This is a genomic window from Sphingomonas kyeonggiensis, assembly GCF_014196745.1.
Classification (GTDB): domain Bacteria; phylum Pseudomonadota; class Alphaproteobacteria; order Sphingomonadales; family Sphingomonadaceae; genus Sphingomonas; species Sphingomonas kyeonggiensis.
On record NZ_JACIEH010000003.1, the window covers coordinates 98,594 to 115,772 of the forward strand.

Annotated in this window: 15 protein-coding genes; 11 read left to right on the forward strand and 4 right to left on the reverse strand. The window is 68.3% G+C overall.

The genetic code is table 11. From position 1 onward, the window contains the following. Positions 1 to 202 precede the first annotated feature (202 nt). The 6 genes from GGR46_RS15490 (at position 203) to GGR46_RS15515 (ending at position 5,771) form a co-directional block, all read left to right on the forward strand. Positions 203 to 2,695, forward strand: a complete 2,493-nt coding sequence (locus tag GGR46_RS15490) for a helicase-related protein (RefSeq protein ID WP_183998945.1) — start codon at positions 203 to 205, stop codon at positions 2,693 to 2,695. Continuing rightward, positions 2,688 to 2,990, forward strand: coding sequence for an RNA-binding S4 domain-containing protein (locus GGR46_RS15495; RefSeq protein WP_246426182.1), 303 nt, complete (start codon positions 2,688 to 2,690; stop codon positions 2,988 to 2,990). Before GGR46_RS15490 ends, GGR46_RS15495 begins: the two co-directional genes overlap by 8 nt. Before the next feature lie 59 nt (positions 2,991 to 3,049). Beyond that, positions 3,050 to 3,388 (forward strand): ferredoxin FdxA, encoded by a 339-nt coding sequence (fdxA, locus tag GGR46_RS15500; RefSeq protein ID WP_183998946.1) that lies wholly within the window; start codon positions 3,050 to 3,052, stop codon positions 3,386 to 3,388. 246 nt (positions 3,389 to 3,634) lie between these two features. Next, positions 3,635 to 4,168 carry a CarD family transcriptional regulator gene (locus tag GGR46_RS15505; protein ID WP_183998947.1) on the forward strand — a complete coding sequence of 178 codons (534 nt, stop codon included), beginning with the start codon at positions 3,635 to 3,637 and terminating at the stop codon, positions 4,166 to 4,168. Between the two features lie 112 nt (positions 4,169 to 4,280). After that, positions 4,281 to 5,027 carry a head GIN domain-containing protein gene (locus GGR46_RS15510; RefSeq protein WP_183998948.1) on the forward strand — a complete coding sequence of 249 codons (747 nt, stop codon included), beginning with the start codon at positions 4,281 to 4,283 and terminating at the stop codon, positions 5,025 to 5,027. A 36-nt stretch (positions 5,028 to 5,063) separates the two neighbouring features. Then, a complete protein-coding gene (locus GGR46_RS15515) occupies positions 5,064 to 5,771 on the forward strand; it encodes a GIN domain-containing protein (RefSeq protein ID WP_183998949.1) in 708 nt (235 codons plus the stop codon). A 10-nt stretch (positions 5,772 to 5,781) separates the two neighbouring features. Here GGR46_RS15515 and pdeM read toward each other — a convergent pair whose 3' ends face one another. The 3 genes from pdeM to GGR46_RS15530 form a co-directional block, all read right to left on the reverse strand. Continuing rightward, complete coding sequence (gene pdeM / locus GGR46_RS15520) at positions 5,782 to 6,444, reverse strand: ligase-associated DNA damage response endonuclease PdeM (protein WP_183998950.1); 663 nt, start codon at positions 6,442 to 6,444, stop codon at positions 5,782 to 5,784. A gap of 31 nt (positions 6,445 to 6,475) precedes the next feature. Continuing rightward, on the reverse strand, positions 6,476 to 6,844 hold the full coding sequence (locus GGR46_RS15525; RefSeq protein WP_183998951.1) for a hypothetical protein: 369 nt from the start codon (positions 6,842 to 6,844) through the stop codon (positions 6,476 to 6,478). Positions 6,845 to 6,957: 113 nt separating this feature from the next. Next, positions 6,958 to 8,355 (reverse strand): M20/M25/M40 family metallo-hydrolase, encoded by a 1,398-nt coding sequence (locus GGR46_RS15530; RefSeq protein WP_183998952.1) that lies wholly within the window; start codon positions 8,353 to 8,355, stop codon positions 6,958 to 6,960. Positions 8,356 to 8,455: 100 nt separating this feature from the next. On the opposite strand from GGR46_RS15530, the gene GGR46_RS15535 reads away from it, so the two are divergent. Continuing rightward, positions 8,456 to 8,896: a hypothetical protein gene (locus tag GGR46_RS15535; RefSeq protein WP_183998953.1), complete on the forward strand. Its 441-nt coding sequence runs from the start codon at positions 8,456 to 8,458 to the stop codon at positions 8,894 to 8,896. Between the two features lie 152 nt (positions 8,897 to 9,048). Here GGR46_RS15535 and GGR46_RS15540 read toward each other — a convergent pair whose 3' ends face one another. Continuing rightward, positions 9,049 to 11,754 (reverse strand): TonB-dependent receptor, encoded by a 2,706-nt coding sequence (locus tag GGR46_RS15540; RefSeq protein ID WP_183998954.1) that lies wholly within the window; start codon positions 11,752 to 11,754, stop codon positions 9,049 to 9,051. Positions 11,755 to 11,999: 245 nt separating this feature from the next. Between GGR46_RS15540 and nagA the strand changes: the two genes are divergently transcribed. The 4 genes from nagA to GGR46_RS15560 all read left to right on the forward strand — a co-directional run bounded on the left by nagA (position 12,000) and on the right by GGR46_RS15560 (position 17,125). Continuing rightward, positions 12,000 to 13,154 carry an N-acetylglucosamine-6-phosphate deacetylase gene (nagA, locus tag GGR46_RS15545; protein WP_183998955.1) on the forward strand — a complete coding sequence of 385 codons (1,155 nt, stop codon included), beginning with the start codon at positions 12,000 to 12,002 and terminating at the stop codon, positions 13,152 to 13,154. Positions 13,155 to 13,248: 94 nt separating this feature from the next. Beyond that, positions 13,249 to 14,841, forward strand: a complete 1,593-nt coding sequence (locus GGR46_RS15550; RefSeq protein WP_183998956.1) for a DUF4153 domain-containing protein — start codon at positions 13,249 to 13,251, stop codon at positions 14,839 to 14,841. 11 nt (positions 14,842 to 14,852) lie between these two features. Then, positions 14,853 to 15,554: a response regulator transcription factor gene (locus GGR46_RS15555; RefSeq protein WP_183998957.1), complete on the forward strand. Its 702-nt coding sequence runs from the start codon at positions 14,853 to 14,855 to the stop codon at positions 15,552 to 15,554. Further along, positions 15,539 to 17,125, forward strand: a complete 1,587-nt coding sequence (locus GGR46_RS15560; protein WP_246426183.1) for a sensor histidine kinase — start codon at positions 15,539 to 15,541, stop codon at positions 17,123 to 17,125. Before GGR46_RS15555 ends, GGR46_RS15560 begins: the two co-directional genes overlap by 16 nt. Positions 17,126 to 17,179: the final 54 nt, after the last annotated feature.

A 17,179-nucleotide genomic window follows, 5' to 3' on the forward strand; every position in this document is an offset into this window, starting at 1 on the left:
ACCGACATAATCACTCTGCAAGGCAGGGCTTAAAGTCAAATTAAGTACCCGGTCTGGGGCCGACTCGTGCGGCGAGTTGTGCCGGCTCGCCGATGAAGCGAAGCTCTCAGCATATTCGTGAGTAATTCCAACATGGTTAAGGCGAATCACCAATCCGGGGGAGTTGCTTAAGGGCTGACTCGGAACGATCTTGGGAACTGCAATGAGTCGTTTCGCGCGTTCCGAGATCACCGCCGTGCTGGGCCCGACCAACACCGGCAAGACGCACCTGGCAGTGGAGCGGATGGCGGGTCATGCCAGTGGCATGATCGGCTTCCCGCTGCGGCTGCTGGCGCGCGAAGTCTATGATCGCGTTGTGAAAATGAAGGGCAGCGACGCCGAGGTCGCGCTGATCACCGGCGAGGAGAAGATCTGCCCGCCCAAGGCGCGCTGGTTCCTGTGTACCGCCGAATCGATGCCGCTGGAGCGCGAGGTCGCGTTCGTCGGACTGGACGAGGCGCAGCTCGGCGCCGATCCCGAGCGCGGCCATGTCTTCACCGACCGGCTGCTGCGCGCCCGCGGCCGCGAGGAGACGATGATCCTCGGCTCGGATTCGCTGAAGCCGATGCTCAAGGCGCTGGTGCCCGAGGCGGAGGTGATCGGCCGGCCGCGCTTCTCGACCTTGAGCTATGCCGGCGCCAAGAAGCTTTCCCGCCTGCCCCGCCGCTCGGCGATCGTCGCGTTCAGCGCCGAGGAAGTCTATGCGGTGGCCGAGGCCCTGCGGCGCCTCCGGGGCGGCGCGGCGGTGGTGATGGGCGCGCTGTCCCCGCGCACCCGCAACGCCCAGGTCGCGATGTTCCAGGCCGGCGAGGTCGATTATCTCGTCGCCACCGATGCGATCGGCATGGGGCTCAACATGGACGTGCACCATGTCGCCTTCGCCTCGCTCACCAAGTTCGACGGGCGCCGCCAGCGCCGGCTGACCATCGCCGAGATGGCGCAGATCGCCGGCCGCGCCGGGCGCCACCAGCGGGACGGCACCTTCGGCGCGCTGCACGAGGAGGGTCCCGGCGCCTTCACGCCGGAGGAAGTGCTGGCGATCGAGGCGCACCGGGTGCCGCCGCTCGAAAAGCTGTTCTGGCGCCAGGGCGAACCGGATTTCGGCAGCGTCGAGGCGCTGATCGCCAGCCTGGAGGCCAAGCCGCACAGCGAGGTGCTGCGCGCCGCCCCCGAAGCGGTCGACCTCTCGGTGCTCAAGCGCCTGTCCGAGGAGGATTGGGTTCGCCAGCGGGTGCGCTCGCCGGCGATGGTCAAGCGGCTCTGGGCGGCGTGCGGCCTGCCCGATTTCCGCAAGCTCGGCGCCGAGCCGCACAGTCGCTTCGTCGGCCGCCTGTTCGGGCATCTCTCCGAAGGACGCGGCCATGTTCCGCACCAATGGTTCGCCGACGAGATCCAGCGGCTCGACAATATGGGCGGCGATGTCGAGACGCTCGCCGGGCGCATCGCGGCGGCGCGCAGCTGGGCCTATATCGCCCACCGCGCCGACTGGCTGGAGGACCCGATACACTGGGCCGAACGGACCCGCGCGGTGGAGGAGAAGCTCTCCGACGCGCTCCACGCCAGCCTCACCCAGCGCTTCGTCGACAAGCGCACCACCGTGCTGCTCCGCCAGATCGGCGCCGATGCCTCGAACCTGCCTGTCGAGATCGGGCCGGAAGGCGAAGTTACGGTCGAGGAGCATGCGCTCGGCACGCTCACCGGCTTCCGTTTCTCGGTGGCGCCCGAGGCGCGGGCCTCGGACAAGCGCATGCTGCTCGCCGCCGCCGAGAAGCGGCTCGGCAAGGAGTATCGCAAGCGCGGCCAGGCGCTGATCGACGCGCCCGACACGGACATCGCGCTCGTCGGCGCGGTGCTTAGCTGGAACGGCGTGGCGGTGGCCGCGCTGGAGCCCGGCCCCAATATCGCCCGTCCGCGCATCCGGCTCGACCGTTCGCTCGACGTGCTCGAACCCCAGGCCAAGGCCGCCGTGCAGGCCCGGGTCGAGCGCTGGTTCGCCGACCAGATCGGCAGGCACCTCACCGTGCTGGGCAAGCTCGACGAGGCGACGCGCGACCCGCAGGCCGGCTCGCCGCTGCGTGCACTCGCCGCCGCGCTGCTCGAGGCGGGCGGGCTGCTGCCGCGCCGCGCCGCCGCGACGCTGCTCGAGGCGCTCGACACGCCGGCACGCCAGCGGCTGCGCAAGCTCGGCATCACCATCGGCACGCTCGACATCTTCGCCCCCGCCCTGCTCAAGCCTGCCGCGGCACGCTGGCGACGCGAGCTGATGGGCCTGGCCGAAGCGCCGCGCGAAGGTGCCACCGTGCTGCCGCGCGGCACGCCGGGCGCCGACTTGCCGCACGGCTATCGTCCGCTCGGCGCGCAGGCGGTGCGGGTCGACCTGGTCGAGCGGATCGCCCGCGCCGCGCATGACAGCCGCGCCAAGGAGAACAAGGGGGGCCGCAAGCCCTTCACCCCCGATCCGGCGCTCGCCACGTCGATGGGACTTACGCCCGAGACGCTGGCGCGACTGATGGCGCAGCTCGGCTTCCGCACCGCCCGGGGCATGGACGGCGAGCCGCAGCGCTGGATCTGGCAGGGCCTGGTCGCGCCGCCCAAGCCCAAGGCGCCGCCGCGCGACAATGCCTTTGCGGTGCTCGCGGAGCTGAAACATGGCTGAGGGCGCGGCGATGCGGATCGACCGGTTCCTCTGGTGGTCGCGCCTCGCCAAGACGCGCTCGGCGGCGCAGGCGATCGCCGAGAAGGGCACGCTGCGCATCGACGGCCGCCGCATCGAGCGCAGCTCCGCCACGGTGCGCATCGGCTGCGTCGTCGCCTTCCCGCTCTATGGCAAGGTGCGCGTGATCCGGGTCGAGCAATTGCCGGCGCGAAGGGGCCCGCCGGCCGAAGGAAGCGCCTGTTATCAGGACCTGAGGGTGACTGAGAACGTCTCGCAGGAAGCGCCATTTGATTGACGCGGCAGTGTCACAGGCATAGCAGGACCGGCACGTTTTCGTTCCAAGGGGCCGTTTCCATGACCTATGTCGTCACCGACAATTGCATCCGGTGCAAGTACATGGATTGTGTCGAAGTCTGTCCGGTCGACTGCTTCTACGAGGGCGAGAACATGCTCGTCATCAATCCGAACGAGTGCATCGACTGCGGCGTCTGCGAGCCCGAATGCCCGGCCGAGGCGATCCTGCCGGATACCGAGAACGGCCTGGAGAAGTGGCTGGAGCTCAACCGCACCTATTCCGAGTCCTGGCCGAACATCACGCAGAAGGGCGACGTACCCGCCGATGCGGATGCCATGAAGGACGTGCAGGGCAAGTTCGAGCAGTTCTTTTCGACGGAGCCCGGTTCGGGCAGCTAGGCTTACCCGATTTGGCGGTTACCAACGCGAAATCCACATAAACCTGCGAGAAACCGCATTTTTGCGCGGTCAAACGGTGACGTTTGGCTGGTAATTTTATTGCAAGCGTGTTAAATGGGGCGCGACGGAGGAAGACTCACCTCCGCCCGGAGAAGCAAAGAGAAGTCGCCCCGATCTGCCTGCCCTGCATTGCCGGGGTGGACGCCGAGCCCGTCGGGGCCGGTTATCACGAAAGGTTCCTCGCACATGGCTGCAAAGGCGCTGTCCTTCGATGTCGGCGATTATGTCGTTTACCCCAAGCACGGCGTTGGCCGTGTTATCGAGCTCCAGAAATCTGAAATCGCTGGAATGCAGCTCGAGCTTTACGTTCTGCGCTTCGAAAAAGAGAAGATGACCCTGCGCGTTCCGACCAACAAGGCGGAAAGCGTCGGTATGCGCAAGCTTTCGAGCGACAAGACGCTCAGGGAAGCGCTGGAGACCCTGAAGGGCAAGCCCAAGGTGAAGCGCACCATGTGGTCGCGCCGCGCCCAGGAATATGAAGCGAAGATCAACTCGGGCGACCTGGTGTCGATCGCCGAAGTGGTCCGCGACCTGTTCCGCGCCGACGACCAGCCCGAGCAGAGCTATTCGGAGCGTCAGATCTTCGAAGCGGCCGCCAGCCGCCTCGCCCGCGAGCTCGCGGCGATGGAAGAGACCGACGAGCCGGCCGCGCTCGAGAAGATCCTCGACATCCTGCGCAAGGCTGCGGCGATCCACAACAAGGACAAGGTTCCGGCCTGATCCAGGTTGGCATCGAAGACCTCAGGAGAGGGGCGGCCTTGAAAACCGCCCCTTTTCCTTGTCTGATCGATAGTGTATTGCACAAGCAACACACATATTCGGGAGATATTCGATGCGCAGCCTGATCGCCCTCGCCCTGGTGCCGCTCCTCGCCACCGGCGCCTGTCACGCCAGCTGGGAAAAGGATGGCGGCAAGGACGGTCACGACGTCAAGCCGAGCGGCGTCACCGCCAAGCGCAGCTATGACGCGACCGGCTTCACCAAGGTCGAGCTGCGCGGACCCGACGATATCGACGTGACCAGCGGCGCCCAGTTCGCGGTCAGCGCCGAAGGCGACAGCGCGGTGCTCGACGAACTGGTGGTCCAGGTAGTCGACGGCACGCTGCGCGTCACCCGCAAGGACCGCCGCGGCTTCTCGTGGAGCAGCGATGGCGATCACGGCGTGAAGGTGCACGTCACCCTGCCCAAGCTGACCGGCGCGAGCCTGACCGGCACCGGCGACATGAAGATCGACAAGGCCGAGGGCGATTTCCGCGGCGCGGTCACCGGCACCGGCGACCTGAGCGTCGGCGCGCTCGCCGCCACCGATGCCGACCTGTCGATCACCGGCACGGGCAACATCACCGTCGCGGGCACCGCCAACCGGCTCAACGCCTCGATCAAGGGCACCGGCGACATCGATGCCACCGGCTTCACCGCCGGCAGCGCGAGCATCTCCATCCTCGGCCCGGGCAGCCTGAAGGGCAAGGTGACCGGCGGCGCCTCGATCTCGATCGCCGGCCCCGGCGATGTCGAGCTGACCGGCGGTGCGAAATGCTCGATCAGCGCGACCGGCCCGGGCGAGGCGCACTGCTCCTGAGCTTGCCTAAGCCGTGAAGCCGCGCGAGGGTGAGCCATGCACCGGCTCGCCCTTGCCCCGCTCCTCCTGCTCCTCGGAGCCGCCGCGCCTGGCGACGAGCGGGTGGTGATGGTCACCGGCTTCGACCGGCTGCGCATCGACGGACCGTTCGCCGTGGAAGTCGCGCCGGGATCGCCCGGCGTGACGATCAGCGGCGACCGCGCGGCGATCGACGCCGTGAACGTGCGCGTCGATGCGAGCACGCTCATCCTCAACTCCGGCACGCAGAGCTGGGAGTCCGCCGCCGGTAAGATGGCGAGCGGCGCACGCATCCGCGTCACCGTGCCGGCACTACGCGTGGTGCAGACCAATGGCGGCACCCAGCTCAAGCTGGCCGAGATGCGCGGCGACAAGCTCGACGTGGCGCAGAACGGCACCGGGCGCATCGACATCACCAGGGTCGATGCGCAGGACATCAGCCTTACCCTGGCCGGATCGGGCACGATCGCGATCGCCGGCACCGCGATGCGCGCGCGGGTGCGGCTCTATGGATCGAGCAGCCTCGACGCCGCGGCCTTCACCACCGCCGACGCGCAGCTCGTCTCCGGCAGCAGCGGCGAACTGGCGATGACCGTGCGCTACAATGCCCGGATCAGCACGACCTCGAGCGGCGTGGTGCGCGTGCTCGGCGACGCCAAATGCGCGGTGATCGGCCAGGGCCCGGTGGAATGCGCCGATTTCGAGAAGGGCCGGGAAGCGAACTAGACAGGGCCGGTCAGGCGGCGAGCGGGAAGCGGAGCAGCCGATCCTCGAGCGCGACCAGTGCCTGGGCCTTGCGCCCCACCGCGCGGACGATCTCCGGGTGATGCGCGTCGAGCCCGCCGGTGAGCGCGCCGAACGCCGGCAGGATCAGCTTGGTCGCCGACGCGACGAAGCAGCGCCGCGCAACCTGACGCCCGCGGACGCGCAGGCGGAGCTTGGGATGGAAATGACCCGAAAGCTCAGGACGCGGATCGCCGGGTTCGGCCTCGTGGCGCAGCACCAGCCCATCGACCTCGGCCTCTTCCAGGATCGTACCGCCACAAGGATCGACCAGCAGGCTGTCGTGATTGCCGGTGATCCAGCGCCAGTCGAGCCGGGCGGTGAGATCGGTGAGCAGCGCCCGGGCATCGCCGGGCAACCGCTCGCACCCTTCGGAATCGTGGAAGCTGTCGCCCAGGCACCAGAGCTCGCGCGCCCGGGTGCGCTCGGCGAGCGCCGCCACCGCCTGCAGCGTCGCGATCGAATCATAGGGCGGCAGCATCTGGCCGCGCTGGGCGAACCAGCTGCCCTTCTCGAAATGCAGGTCCGCGACGAGGAGTGCCTCGCGCGCCGGCCAGTAGAGCGCGCCTTCGGGCAGCGCCATCAGTTCATGGCCAGCGAACGAAAGGGGAACCATGCCCCCGCTATCGGCCGCCGCGCCCGCGCCGTCAACAGCGCAGCATCGGCACCTTGCGGCCCTGATAGGTGATCGTGCCGTGATCCTTGTCGATCTGGGCGATCGTGTAGCTGCGCGTCTCGGGCGGGTTGACCTTGTCGGTGCCATCGGCGGCACTGTCATAGCGCTCGCGGATCGTCTCGGTGACGGTGTCGCCGGCCAGCGCCCAGCTGCCGGTCTCGCCGCTATTGTCGAGCGCGCCGTCCGCGGCATAGTGCGCGATGAAATCGCTGGCGCAGCTGTTCTCGAACGACCAGCTGCCGACCAGCCAGGCCTGAAGCGGTGCGGCCGGGCCGGCGGGCCTGGGCACGGCGGCAACGGGCCGGACCTCGCTCGCCTGGGCCTTCTGCACCGGCTTCACGGGCCCCTGGTTGCACCCCGCCAACGCCGCGCAACCGATCAAAGCTGCGATGATATGAGCCCCTGTCCGCATGGCCCGAACCTAGCCGAGATGGCCGATTCGGGCCAGTGCGATCAGGCGGGGACCTTCGCCATCTCGCCGATCTTCTCGAGGATACGGACCCAGGAGCGGATGCCCTTGTGGAAGCTCTTCAGATCGTATTTCTCGTTCGGCGAATGGATATTGTCGTCGGTCAGCGCGAAGCCGACCAGCACCGTGTCCATGCCGAGGATCTTCGAGATCGACGTGACGACGGGTATGCCGCCGCCGCAACCGATCAGCGCCGCCTTGCCCCATTCGGCATCGAGCGCGGCGCGGGTGGCCTCGAGCGGCGGGCTGTCGCTGGAGACGGTGACCGCCGGGCTGCCCGGGCCGCGGCCGGTGAATTCGACCGAGCAATCGGCGGGCAGGCGCGAACGGACATGGTCCTCGAACGACGCCCAGACCTTCTCCGGATTCTGCGTGCCGGCCAGACGGAAGCTCACCTTCGCATGCGCTTCCGCCGGGATCACCGTCTTGAAGCCTTCGCCGGTATAGCCGCCCCAGATGCCGTTGACCTCGGCGGTCGGGCGCGACCAGATCTGCTCGAGCACGTCATGGCCCTTCTCGCCGGCGGGCACACTGAGGCCGATCTCGCCGAGGAACTCCGCCGGATCGAAGCCCAGCGCGTCCCAGCTCGCGCGCACTGCGGGGTCGAGCTCCGGCACGCCGTCATAGAAGCCGTCGAGCGTCACCCGGCCATCGGCGTCCTTCATCTCGCCGAGGATCGAGCAGAGCAGCTGGATCGGGTTGCGCGCAGCGCCGCCATAGAGGCCGGAGTGGAGATCGCGCGACGCCGCACGGATCGTCACCTGGCCGGCAGCCATGCCGCGCAGGCCGATGGTGAGGCCCGGCGTCTCGGTGTCCCACATCAGCGTGTCGCAGATCAGCGCGAAGTCGGCCTTCAGCTCCTCGGCATTGGCATGGAGGAAGGGCTCGAGGCTCTTCGAGCCGGATTCTTCCTCGCCCTCGAACAGGATGGTGACCTTGCAGGGGAGCCGGCCCTCGGTCTCCTTCCAGGCGCGGCACGCCTCGACGAAGGTGCGCAGCTGGCCCTTGTCGTCCGAGGCGCCGCGGCCGACGATCTGCTTCGCGCCGTCGCCGCGCGTCTCGATCACCGGATCGAACGGATCGCGCTTCCAAAGCTCGAGCGGATCGACCGGCTGCACGTCGTAATGGCCATAGAACAGGATGTGCGGACCGTCACCGTCGTGATGCGCGACGACCATCGGGTGGCCGGGCGTCGGCGCAACGCGGGCATCGAAACCGAGCGCGTTCAGCTCGTCGGAGAGCAGTTGCGCGGCATGCTGGCATTGTTCGGCATAGGCGGGATCGGTCGAGACCGAAGGCACGCGCATCAGCGCGAAGAGGCGGTCGAGGCTGTCGTCGAGATGGGCCTCGACATAGTCGAGCGGCTTGGAGGAGTCGGTCATGCGGCAGCGCTACGCCTGTGGGAAAGCGGGAGCAAGTTCGACTCGACGGTGCCTTGGAACAGCAGGCCCCCGCCAAGGGTTCAGCGCTTCGGAGGCGCATATGGCGACTGCTTTGCACAAGGGAATGCTGGTCTGTGCCGGCGTAGCGTTGCTCGGCGGCGGGCTGGCCGGCATGGGGCTGGCCAATTACACCCGCACCGGCGCGTTCGACTTCTACAAGCAGCGGCCGCCAGCGACCTACGATATGGCGGCAACCGCGGACAGCGCCGGCTATTATCCGGTCAGCCGCGCCGCGCCGCCGCCGGCCTATCCCGAGAACCTGGTACCGCCGCGCGCGAGCCCCATCGCCCTGCCGGCCGAGCCCGCCGACTATCAGCCCGAGCCGATCTACGAGCCCGAACCGGCGCCGATCGAGGAGCAGGCCGCCCTGCCCGAGCCGGTTTCGGTGATCCCGGTGCAGCGGGGTTCCTGGAGCGAGCCGGAGGAAGAGGCGCCTGCCGCGCCGGAGGCAGGCTCTCAGCCCGGCGGGACTACCTCCTAGGCGACATTCTGCTCCCTGCCTTCGTCGGGGAGTAACCAACGCAACGCCGACCAGACCTTGGCCGGCCGAGCCGCCCCTCAGAAAGAAGAGGGGCGGCGGTGGTGCGATCGCTCGCCCCGCCGCCGCCCCAGTGCACTACACCAGGTTGGAGATCAGAAGTTCACATTGACGGTCGCGAGCAGCTTGCGGCCGTTCTTGTACACGCCGCGCGGCAGCGCCTGCGTATTGGCATAAGCATAGTATTGGCTGTCGGTCAGGTTCATGCCCGAGACGGTCAGCCCGATTTCCTTGGTGATGTTGTACGTCGCCGACACGTCGATATTGGCGGCGTCGCGGACGTACATCTGGTCGCCGCGGTCGATGCCGGTGAAGTATTTCGAGCGCCAGGTATAGGTCGCGCGCAGGGCGATCGGGCCGGTCTCGAAGAACGGGCTCAGGCTGGCCTGGTGGCGCGAGTTGTAGGGCAGGTCGCCGCCGGTGCTCGCCTTGCCATCCGAGTAGGTATAGTTGGCGAGGATGCCGAGGCCGAAGGGCAGGCTCTGCTGATAGGCGATGGCGAAGCCCTTCACCTCGGCCGAGCCGGCATTGAACGGCCGGGCGATCTGATAGGTCGTCACCGCATTGCGCGACGAATTGAAGTGCTGCTCCGGCGCGGTCTGCTGCAGGATGTAGTTGCTGATGTCCTTGTAGAACACTTCGCCCGACAGGATCGCCCGCGGCGCCAGATACCATTCGAGCGACGCGTTGAAGTTGTTCGACTTGTAGGGCTTCAGGTCCGGATTGCCGCCGCCGCCGGTGCCGATCTGGTCCGACAGCCAGAAATAGTTGGTCATGTCGGCATAGTTCGGGCGGGCGATCACCTGCGCCGCGGCGAAGCGGAAGATCAGGTCCTTCTTCACATCGGCGATGATGTTCACGCTCGGCAGGACATTGTCGTAGCTCGACTTGGTCGTCTGCCACACCCAGTCGGCCTGGGCGTTGCAGGTCGCGCCCGGCTTGCAGACATAGCCCGCGCTGTCGGTGCTGGTGTGGACGTAGCGCACGCCGAAATTGCCGCGGAAGCCGCCGGCGTCGAAGTTCGCCTGGGCGTAGAAGGCGTGGATCTGCTCGTTGATGTCCCAGTTGCCGGCGGTGAATTCCGAAGCCGCGAACTTGGACGGGGTGGGCAGGTTCGGACGGCCCTGGACATAGTTCACCATCGAATCGCCGTTGATGATGAAGCGGCCCGCCATCTGGTCGTTGATGCCGTCGAAGCCGGACAGGTAATTGTCCTTGACGGTGCGGGTGTCGAAATTGCTGGCCGGCACGGCCAGGCCGGTCAGTGCGATGCCCTCATATTCCTGGGCGGTCTCGTGCTTGCGGTACTTGTAGCCGAGCTGGATGCGCTTGAGCACGCCGTCGAACTTCAGGCCGAAATCGACCTGGCCATAGCGCTCCTTGTCGGTGGTCGGCTTGTTGACCAGGTTGCCGCTCCAGCCCGGATCGGTCGCGAAGGCGGCCGGGTTGCCGAGCACGTTGCTGGTGTAGCTGATCGTGCCGGGCTTGTCGGGCGCGCCGCTGATGTCGACGGTGTAGTTCGCCCAGTTGAGGAACTCGAGGAACACCTGCTTCTTGGTGCCGCCGTCCGCATCGGACACGCCGCCTTCGACGTTCAGGTCCCAGTGCACGTCGTCCCAGCCGATCTGGCCGTGGAAGGTCTGCGAGTGCATCTCGGCGACGCGGTACTGCGCATCGAGCACCGAGAGCGCGTTGTTGAACGTCGCCGACTTGACGATGCCGTCCTGCACGTTGAGCCCGGTCAGGCGGCCCGCGCTGTTCCAGGTGTTGCCCGGGAAGGCGTACATCGACTGGTTGAGATTGTCGTAGGTCGCGTCGATGCGCAGCCAGTCGGCGGTGATCGTCAGCTGGTCGACCGGCTTCCACTGGGCGGTGGCCGAATAGGTCAGGCGCTCGCGGCCCTGCTCGAAATAGGAAGTGCCGAACGCGTTCGGGAACTTGGCGTTCGGATTGGCGAGCAGGGTGGTGGCGCAGGTGCCGGTGCACTGGCCGGTGCCGGTGACCTGCTTGGTCGGATCCGGATTGACCGGGATCATGCTCTGCGGGAGCGAGCTGGTCAGCGCATCGTTGGCGCCGTTCCAGAAGTTCGCGTTGATCGTGCCATAGGCCTCCAGGCCGTCGCGGCGCAGCCGGTCCTTGGTGCGCTGGAACGAGGCGAGGACGCCGAAGGTCTTGCTCGCATTGTGCCAGCTGACCAGCGCCGAACCCTGGACGTCGCCCTTTTCCGAGCGGTCATTGTAGAGATAGCCGAGCGAGCCGGCGACCACGAACGGCTTGAGCTCGAGCGGCTTGCGGGTGAGCACGTTGACGGTGCCACCCACCGAGCCTTCGTCGATCCGCGGCTCGGGCGACTTGTAGACGTCGACGCGGTTGACCAGCTGCGGCGCGAGCAGCGCATAGTTGAAGGTGCGGCCCGGCGAATCGAGGATGAACCAGTCGGCCGAGGCCACGGTCTGGCCGTTGAGCAGCGTGCGGTTCAGCGCCGGATCGGTGCCGAGGATCGAGACCTTCTCGCCCTGGCCGAACTGGCGGTCGACGGTGACGCCCGGAACCAGCGTCAGCGCTTCGGCGACGTTGGTGTTGGGGAACTTGCCGACATCCTCGGACGAAACCGAGTCGATGATCGCATCGGCCTTGCGCTTGGCGTCGATCGACTGCGCGAGCGAGGCGCGGAAGCCGGTGACGACGATCTCGCCTTCATCGGCAGGTTGGGCAGTGGTGTCGCTGGTCTGTGCATGCGCGGCACCGGTGAGCAGCGCCATAGCGCTGGCCGTGCCGATAAGAAATCCCCGGATCCCCATGTCTCATCCCCTTGGTCAGAATGGATTCTGAACTTGCTTATAATTTGTTGTGGTACGTCGCCGGCAGACCAGTCGCATACCAATACCTGTACCATTCCTTAGAGTGGGATAGGCGTCAAGACACATTTTTACACTCAGGTTACAGACCTGTGCAATTTTCTGCTGACATATGGTATGTTATTGGTACTAATGCCGCATCCGGTAACGGCCGGACCAACGGGGCAAGGAGGGGCAGAAACGATCCGATGCGGGGGCTGATTCCCGATCGCGCGCTGATCCACGGGGCGCTGCGTGAGAATGTCGCGATATTGATCGAGGACGCCCGGATTGCCGGCGTGGTGCCGGCCGATGCGCTGCCCGCGCATGTCGACCGGCAGCGCCTGTTCGGCACGCTCGTCCCCGGCTTCATCGATACCCAGGTGAATGGCGGCGGCGGAGTTCTGTTCAACGATTCGCCGACGGTCGAGGGGATCGCCGCGATTGGCGCCGCGCACCGCCGCTTCGGCACCACCGGCTTCCTGCCGACGCTGATCAGCGACGATCTGGACGTGATCCGCCGCGCGGTGACGGCGGTGGATACCGCGATCGAGGCGGGGGTGCCCGGCGTGCTCGGCATCCATATCGAGGGTCCGTTCCTCAACATCGAGCGCAAGGGCATCCATTCGGGCGAGAAGATCCGCCCGCTCGATGCCGAGGGCATGGCGGTGCTGGCGGGCCTGAAACGCGGCCGCACGCTGGTCACGCTGGCGCCCGAACGCGTCTCGACCGCCCAGATCGAAGCGCTGGTCACGGCCGGAATCGTCGTCGCTGCCGGACACAGCAATGCGAGCCACGCCCAGGCCAAGGCGGCGGTCGCGGCCGGCATGCGCGGGGTGACGCACCTGTTCAACGCGATGTCGCCGCTCGGCTCGCGCGAGCCGGGCATGGTTGGCGCCAGCCTGGACAGCGACGAACTGGTCTGCGGGCTGATCGTCGACGGCCATCACGTCAGCCCCGACACCTTGCGCCTGGCGCTGCGCTGCAAGCCGGCCAGCGGCTTCATGCTCGTCACCGATGCGATGCCCTCGGTCGGCTCGAATGCGAGCAGCTTCCTGCTCCAGGGCCGCCGCATCACCGTGCGGGACGGCGTCTGCCGCAGCGACGACGGCACGCTGGCCGGCTCGCACCTCGACATGGCGACGGCGGTGCGCAACGCAGTGTCGATGCTCGGCCTCGACCTGGCGACCGCGGTGCAGATGGCGAGCGCCAACCCGGCGGCACTGATGGGCCTGGCCGAGTCGCATGGCCGTATCGCCACGGGCCTCGCCGCCGACCTGGTGCTGCTCGACGATGCCGGGCAGGCCAGCGCGACCTGGATCGGCGGGCGCCAGCGATCGGAGCTTCCGGCGCTGGTCGCCTAGCGCCTGCACCGATTCTGCACGGCTTCTCCTCGCGCCGCGCCGCCGGCGCTGGACGGCCGGCCGCCATAGAAGCTCCCGAACCTGGGAGACCCGCATGGCCCGCAACCGCTACAGTTTTCTCGTCAAGCTACCTACCGCGATCGCGCTGATCGCCGCCGCCGACCAGCTGTTCCTGGGCACGGCGATCGGCTCGTGGATCGGCGCGCTGGCGCTCGGCTGGATCCTGGCATTGCTGCTCAGCCGCCCGGCGCTCCGCCGGCGGCCAAGCCTGGTGGCGCTGGCCGTCGCAGCCGGATTCACCGGGGTGCTGGCACATGCCCCGAGCCTGCTCGGCTGGGTGCTGTTCTGGAGCGCGCTGTCGATCGCGGCGCTGATGCCGCGGATCGGCAGGTTCGACGATGCCTGGCGCTGGGGCCTGAGGCTGCTCGCCCATGCGATGACCGGCCCGCTCGCCCCGCTTCTCGACGGCATCCGCCTGTTCCGCGCCCGGCCGCGGCGGGGACGGCCGAGCAGTTCGGGGCTTGCCGCACTGCTCGTCCTGCCGCTGGCAATGACCGGCCTGTTCCTCGCGCTGTTCGCCAGCGCCAATCCGCTGATCGCCCGGGGACTCACCCAGGTCAGCCTGCCCTCGTCGTTCAGCGTGATCTTCTGGGCCCTGGTGCTGCTGGTGGTGTGGCCGAGCCTGCGCCCCACGCGCTGGGCCACGCGGATCGTCGCCAGGATGCCCAGCGCCGATATCGAGCTGCCGGGCCTTCCCCAGGCGACCCTGCTGCTCTCGCTGATCCTGTTCAACGCGGTGTTCGCGCTGCAGAACGGGCTCGACCTTGCCTTCCTGTGGAGCGGCGCGGCGCTGCCCGAAGGCGTCACCCTGGCCGATTATGCCCATCGCGGCGCCTATCCGCTGATCGCCACCGCTTTGCTCGCCGGATTGTTCGTGCTCGTCGCGCTCAAGCCCGGATCGGCCAGCGCCGCCAATCCGGCGATCCGCCGGCTGGTGGTGCTGTGGGTCGCCCAGAACCTGCTGCTCGTCGCCTCCTCGATCCTGCGCACGCTCGACTATGTCGAGGCCTATTCGCTCACCGGCTTCCGCATCGCGGCGCTCGCCTGGATGGGACTGGTGGCGATCGGGCTGGTGCTGATCTGCTGGCGGATGCTGGCGGGACGCAGTGCCGCCTGGCTGATCAACGCCAATGCGCTGATGGCCGCGCTGGCGCTGGGCGCGGCGAGCGTCGTCGACCTCGACGCAAGCGCCGCCGCCTGGAACGTCCGCCATGCCCGCGAGGTGGGCGGGCGCGGCGTCGAGCTCGACCTGTGCTACCTTTCCTGGACCGGCCCCTCCTCGCTCCTCTCGCTGATCGAACTCGAGCGCCGGCCGCTGCCGCCCAGGTTCCGCGACCGCGTCCGCTATGTGCGCGCCGAGGTGCTGGAGACATTGGTCCGCCGCCAGGCCGACTGGCGCAGCTGGACCTGGCGCAACCAGCGCCGGCTCGACACCGCGCGGCGGCTGCTCGGCGCCAATCCGCCGGCCCCTGCCGCGACCTGGCCGGGAACGCACCGCGAATGCGATGGCTGGATCCGCGACGACCCTGCTCCCGAGCCCGCGCCCAGCGTCACCTCCGAGAGCGATCCGGTCGCCAATGCCGTCGCCACCACCACTCCGCCGTTGACCGGAACACCCTCGCGATGATCCAATGCCCCATGCCCCGCACCATCCTCGTCGCCGATGACGATCCGCACATCCGCCAGCTGCTCGTCTTCGCCCTCGCCAAGGCCGGGCTCGAGACGATCGAGGCAGCGGACGGCGAGGAGGCGCTGCAGATCGCCGAGACCCAGGCGCCCGACCTGATCGTGCTCGACATCAACATGCCGCGGATGGACGGGCTCGAGGTCTGTCGGCGGCTGCGCGCCGAGGGCGGGCTGCCGATCCTGTTCCTCTCGTCGCGCGACGACGAGATCGACCGGATCATCGGCATCGAGCTGGGTGCCGACGACTATGTCACCAAGCCCTTCTCCCCCCGCGAAGTGGTGGCGCGGGTGATGGCGGTGCTGCGCCGGACCGCCGCCCATGCCCCCGATGTCGATCGCGCCGGCACAGCGATCCGCCACGGCCGCCTCAGCCTCGATCCCGAGAGCTGGGAGGCGAGCTGGGCGGGCATCGCCGTGCCGCTCACCGTCACCGAATTCGGCATCCTGCGCACCCTGGCCACCATGCCCTCCAAGGTGTTCAGCCGCGACGCGCTGATCGACCGGCTGCGCGGCCCGGGCTTCGCGCTCACCGACCGGACGATCGACAGCCATGTCCGCAACCTGCGCGCCAAGTTCGGCCAGGCGGGCGCGCAGGACCTGATCGAGACGCGGGCCGGCATCGGCTACCGTATCGGCGCATGTTCGGAGGGCTGATCGAGGCGATCAAGGCGCCGGTCCGCCGCTACTGGCCAAGGCTGCGGCTGCGGACGATCCTGCTCGTCACCTTCGTGTTCGTGGCCGCCCTGCCCGGCGTCGGCGCGCTGTTCCTGCGCGTCTATGAGAACACCCTGGTCCGCCAAACCGAGGCCGAGCTAATCGCGCAGGGGACCGCGCTCGCCGCGCTCGCCAGCGCCGAATGGCCGGGCTCGACCGGGCCGGAGCTCACCCCGCGCGTATCGAGCGGTATTGCCGGCGGGCCGCTCTCGACCATCGACCTCGGCACCAGGCCGCTGCCCGAGCGACCCGAGCCCGCCGCCCTGCCCGGCGGCCCGGCGCCCGATGTCCAGGCAGCCGCGGCCCGCCTCGCCCCTGTGGTGAACGCGACATCGGACGCCACGCTGGCCTCGATCCTTTTGCTCGCGCCCGATGGTCGCATCCTGATCGGCAAGAACCAGGGCAGGAGCCTGGCAGGTCTGCCCGAACTGGCCAGGGCAGTCCGCGGTCATCCCGATACGGTGCTGCGGCAGCGCGGCGACTATCGCCCGGAATATGCCTTCGAATGGCTGAGCCGCGCCTCGGGCCTGCGCATCCACCACGCCCGGCCGGTGGTGGTGAACCACAGAGTGGTGGCGGTGCTGCTGCTGTCGCGCTCGCCCCGCGCGCTGTTCCGCGGGCTTTATGAGGATCGCGGCAAGATCCTGTTCGGCATCGGCGCGATCTTCGCCACTTTGGTGGTGCTGAGCGGCCTGCTCTCGCGCGGCATCGCCCGGCCGATCGAGATGCTGAGCCAGGCGACCCGCGACGTGGCGCGTGGCGGCGGGGGCGCGGTGCCCGAAGTGCCGCCCACCGCCGCGATCGAGATCCAGGCACTCTATGCCGACTTCGCCACCATGGCCGACGCGATCGACCGGCGATCGCGCTACCTGCGCGACTTCGCCCATGCAGTGAGCCACGAGTTCAAGACCCCGCTCGCCGGCATCCGCGGCGCGATCGAGCTCCTCGAGGACCATCATGCCGGGATGAGCGAGGCAGACCGCCGCCGCTTCCTCGCCAATGCCGGCGCCGATGCCGACCGGCTCGCCCAGCTCGTCACCCGGCTGCTGGAGCTCGCTCGCGCCGACATGGCCGAGGCGGATGCGGGTGCTTCGACCGATGTCGAGCTGGCCGTGCGCCGGCTCGCCGATGCCTGGACCGATCGCGGGCTGGCGATCACGCTCGACCTGCCCGACACCCTGCCCCGCGCCGCGATGCCGGCGGCGATGCTGGAGGCGATCGTCGAGAGCCTGGTCGAGAACAGCCGCCAGGCGGGGGCGACAGGGGTGACCATGGCTGCCATCGAGGAAGATGGCACGGTCCGGCTCCGCATCGCCGATAACGGCCCCGGCATTCCGGAGGCGGACCGCGCGCGCATCTTCGAGCCCTTCTTCACCAGCCGCCGCGCCGCCGGCGGCACCGGGCTCGGCCTGCCGATCGCGCGCTCGCTGCTCGCCTCGCATGGCGGGACGATCGCGCTGGTACCGTCGGAGCGGAGCACCAGCTTCGAGATCCGCGTGCCCGTCGCCTAGCAAGCCGATTCGGGCCTCTCGCGATGCGCGGAAGTTTACGAAGTTGATGCTACG

Coding starts and splice junctions, on each gene's coding strand:
- GGR46_RS15535 (WP_183998953.1), top strand. CDS start 8,456: ATGGCGACTGCTTTGCACAAGGGAATGCTGGTCTGTGCCGGCGTAGCG.
- nagA (WP_183998955.1), top strand. CDS start 12,000: ATGCGGGGGCTGATTCCCGATCGCGCGCTGATCCACGGGGCGCTGCGT.
- GGR46_RS15550 (WP_183998956.1), top strand. CDS start 13,249: ATGGCCCGCAACCGCTACAGTTTTCTCGTCAAGCTACCTACCGCGATC.
- GGR46_RS15510 (WP_183998948.1), top strand. CDS start 4,281: ATGCGCAGCCTGATCGCCCTCGCCCTGGTGCCGCTCCTCGCCACCGGC.
- GGR46_RS15560 (WP_246426183.1), top strand. CDS start 15,539: ATGTTCGGAGGGCTGATCGAGGCGATCAAGGCGCCGGTCCGCCGCTAC.
- GGR46_RS15540 (WP_183998954.1), bottom strand. CDS start 11,754: ATGGGGATCCGGGGATTTCTTATCGGCACGGCCAGCGCTATGGCGCTG.
- fdxA (WP_183998946.1), top strand. CDS start 3,050: ATGACCTATGTCGTCACCGACAATTGCATCCGGTGCAAGTACATGGAT.
- GGR46_RS15530 (WP_183998952.1), bottom strand. CDS start 8,355: ATGACCGACTCCTCCAAGCCGCTCGACTATGTCGAGGCCCATCTCGAC.
- GGR46_RS15505 (WP_183998947.1), top strand. CDS start 3,635: ATGGCTGCAAAGGCGCTGTCCTTCGATGTCGGCGATTATGTCGTTTAC.
- GGR46_RS15515 (WP_183998949.1), top strand. CDS start 5,064: ATGCACCGGCTCGCCCTTGCCCCGCTCCTCCTGCTCCTCGGAGCCGCC.
- pdeM (WP_183998950.1), bottom strand. CDS start 6,444: ATGGTTCCCCTTTCGTTCGCTGGCCATGAACTGATGGCGCTGCCCGAA.
- GGR46_RS15495 (WP_246426182.1), top strand. CDS start 2,688: ATGGCTGAGGGCGCGGCGATGCGGATCGACCGGTTCCTCTGGTGGTCG.
- GGR46_RS15490 (WP_183998945.1), top strand. CDS start 203: ATGAGTCGTTTCGCGCGTTCCGAGATCACCGCCGTGCTGGGCCCGACC.
- GGR46_RS15555 (WP_183998957.1), top strand. CDS start 14,853: ATGCCCCGCACCATCCTCGTCGCCGATGACGATCCGCACATCCGCCAG.